At 35.0% G+C, this 2,817-nt stretch carries 4 protein-coding genes and 2 pseudogenes; 1 reads left to right on the top strand and 5 read right to left on the bottom strand.

Annotated features, from left to right (window positions below):
• Positions 1-290: transposase (locus PR675_RS20620; RefSeq protein WP_272582971.1), on the top strand; the 290-nt coding region annotated here is incomplete at its 5' end.
• Positions 291-342: 52 nt separating this feature from the next.
• Here PR675_RS20620 and PR675_RS20615 read toward each other — a convergent pair.
• The 5 genes and pseudogenes from PR675_RS20615 to PR675_RS20600 all read right to left on the bottom strand — a co-directional run.
• Positions 343-933 (bottom strand): hypothetical protein, encoded by a 591-nt coding sequence (locus PR675_RS20615; protein ID WP_060561372.1) that lies wholly within the window; start codon positions 931-933, stop codon positions 343-345.
• Positions 933-1,193 (bottom strand): annotated as a pseudogene (locus tag PR675_RS21090) (AHH domain-containing protein); the annotation flags it as partial. The pseudogene PR675_RS21090 and the gene PR675_RS20615, both read right to left, overlap by 1 nt.
• 60 nt (positions 1,194-1,253) lie before the next feature.
• Positions 1,254-1,448, bottom strand: a pseudogene (locus PR675_RS21085) (RHS repeat-associated core domain-containing protein); the annotation flags it as partial.
• Positions 1,449-1,679: 231 nt separating this feature from the next.
• Entirely contained in the window at positions 1,680-2,342 is a 663-nt protein-coding gene (locus PR675_RS20605) for a pentapeptide repeat-containing protein (protein WP_060561370.1), read from the bottom strand.
• Positions 2,343-2,606: 264 nt separating this feature from the next.
• A partial coding sequence (locus PR675_RS20600; protein ID WP_272582970.1) for a hypothetical protein occupies positions 2,607-2,817 on the bottom strand: 211 nt, incomplete at its 5' end.

Raw genomic sequence — 2,817 nt, 5'->3', positions numbered from 1 at the left:
TTAGCAAAAGTTGGTATGCGCATTGGGAAAACGTAAATATATTTTTTGTTTACCCTGATGATATCCGCAAAACCATTTATACCACGAATGCCATCAAGTCACTAAATAGCGTTATTCGTCATGCGATTAAGAAACGTAAGGCATTCCCCAGCGATGATTTAGTGCGTAAAGTGATTTACTTAGCGATTGAATCAGCTTCTAAAAAATGGAGTATGCCAATTCAAAACTGGAAACAGGCAATGAGCCGTTTTATTATTACGTTTGGCGACCGCCTAGACGGTCACCTTTAATGAAAGGCAAATACACAGAATTATTTATAGGGTCTAATATCCGGGCAGTTTCTTATTTAAGAGTTAATAGTTCAAAATCAAGAAAAGTATGATCAAATTTTACCGATAATAATTTTTCTTTAAAACTTTCAGATATCACGATATTAAACGCATCATTCCATTCATACAAACGAAAGGCATCTAAGTTTTTAGGTATCTTACTTTTATAAATAATAGGTTCAATAAAAAAACGCCCACGTTTTGACTGCCATGTTTCTGGAATATATCCCACAGGCCAGTGGTCAACTTTAGAATGTTCCCAATCAACACAATCAATGTAATTAAATACATGCATCAATATATATTTTAAATTACTATCTCTATTAATAATTGGTATTGGCTGGACGCCATTAACGTCAAAATCATCTGTACAAAAAACACTGTCATTAAATGCTAAGAATCTAGAGCTTATTGGGGTAACTGGGGGAATTTTACCCTGACTTGTTATATCGAAATATAAAACACCATTAAATTTCTCTTGGATAGCTGATAGTTTCACACCACTTAATTCATTTCCTTTGTCATCTAAAAGAAATGAGCTTAAATTCATATAACCTTTCCACTTTTTACTTGCAGGATTTATACCCAACTTATAATAATTCATTATTTATTAACCTTCGTCAATATATCATTAAGCCAAGAGCCAGGAGTGATAGCGTCAACTCTCAGTTGTTCAAGTTCTTTTCTAAATGCATCTTTACCTATGTCACTCGCAGCCGACAAACGATCAAAGATCTCTTGATGCATATGCTCTGGGTGAGGACCTTTATGTCCAGGAACATCAATTTTGTTTAAAGGATCATTGAGAACATCTTTTCTCCATTTACCATTTTTAAACTTACCCAAATCATTTTTCTTAAATAGCTTTCTAAATTCTTTAGACCAAATCGAATGTTTATTTGTAGCCAAATGGTGAGTGGGTGCACAAGCGGATAATCCCCACGGGTCCACCCATGTCAGTGGATTTGGCGCATACTGGTACAGATTTAACCCACCCGCTAACCCGATAGGGTCTTGCTGGGTAAAGCGACCTAAATCCGGGGCGTAGTACCTGAAAGTATTATAGTGCAGGCCGGTTTCTTTGTCGAAATATTGCCCTTGAAAACGCAGGTTTTGTTCACTGTTAAACTCACCGGTAGGGCGGGCCTGACGCTGTAAATTCCCCAAAAAACACGATTGGACTTGCTAAACGATATTACCTTTATTCTTGGTAAGAACCTCTGACAAGCCATTCAACCCATCGTGAGTATTTTAGAAAATCTATAAAATCAATGAATTTTGCTTACTGGAAATAAGTTTTTTTACGTAGATAAACACAATAATCTACACATCTATGATGTTTAGAATATTTTATAAAAATTTTAAATTATCAGACACAGAGCAGCTCATGATCTGAAGCTCAGAAGGTTTAGTCTTAACAAATGTACTACCTGAGATATTTGAGGAAGACATAATTGCATTATCAAATATACAGTCTTCAAAATAGCAGTTGTAAAAATTACATTTTTTTAAACTAGCATTAGTGAAATCACATTTGATAAATTTTTTACCATTGGCTAAAACATCTTTCATGTCGGAGTTAATAAACTGACAGGAAAAAAAATCAGCATTTAATTTTGATGACTCAAATTTTGCTCCACTGAAATTACATTTTGTAAATTTTTCAGCCAAGTTAGCAGGCATGTGTGAACCAATAAAGTTGCAATCTTCAAGTATTGAACTAATAAATCCAGTTACCCCTCTTGATGGTCCGTACTTATCTTTATTACCACTTATTACCCGTGAATAAGAAAAATCAATATTTGAGATATGGTGGTAATGAATAGGCTCTCTAAAAACAAATCCTCTAAAATCTAGTTTATTATTATCGGTGGACCCAAAAGGAGCCATATTCCAACGAGCATTAATAATATTTTTGTCTCTCCAATCTTCCTTTTTAAACATGGCGTTTATCTTAAAGTTCAGCTCATCAGTCCATCTCTCTACCATTTCTTTTTTTAATTTATTATTCATATCAAATATCCTCTATTGATAAAGAATATTAATCAACCAATCCGTAACATCGTCAATATTATATTTACTAATTTTAGATGCTCGCCCCGAAGTAGTTATATCAAATACAGCTACTTTTCCGTTTGGTAGTTCGAAATGATAATCTGGGCGTAAGCTCCCCCACCATGAACCTGTTTTATTTCTGATCATACCTTCAAGATATCTATTGTTAACGGTTAATTTGTCCGTTATTCGCTGAATAGCATTCCCTCTAGCAACATTTTTTTAACCACTGAGGTATATGTTGATTATTTGCCCAATTTTGATATATCTTTCCCATGCAGTATTCATATGACCACCGCGGTCAAGATATTTACTTGCTCTCTGCACTGCGTAATCAAGTTCCCTCGCTGCCCGATCAACTTTTTGATTTCCGCCTAACCCTTTTCCACCTGGAGTTTTTCCAGAACACGCCCATCCCCACGGATCCACCCAT

Origin of the sequence: Providencia sp. PROV261 (genome assembly GCF_028477945.1) — a bacterium.
GTDB classification, from domain to species: domain Bacteria; phylum Pseudomonadota; class Gammaproteobacteria; order Enterobacterales; family Enterobacteriaceae; genus Providencia; species Providencia stuartii.
This window is presented reverse-complemented; position numbering and strand designations above follow the sequence as displayed.

What these genes read in the sequence shown, in the direction of transcription:
- PR675_RS20605 (WP_060561370.1), bottom strand. Translation starts at nt 2,342, where the DNA reads ATGAATAATAAATTAAAAAAAGAAATGGTAGAGAGATGGACTGATGAG.
- PR675_RS20615 (WP_060561372.1), bottom strand. Translation starts at nt 933, where the DNA reads ATGAATTATTATAAGTTGGGTATAAATCCTGCAAGTAAAAAGTGGAAA.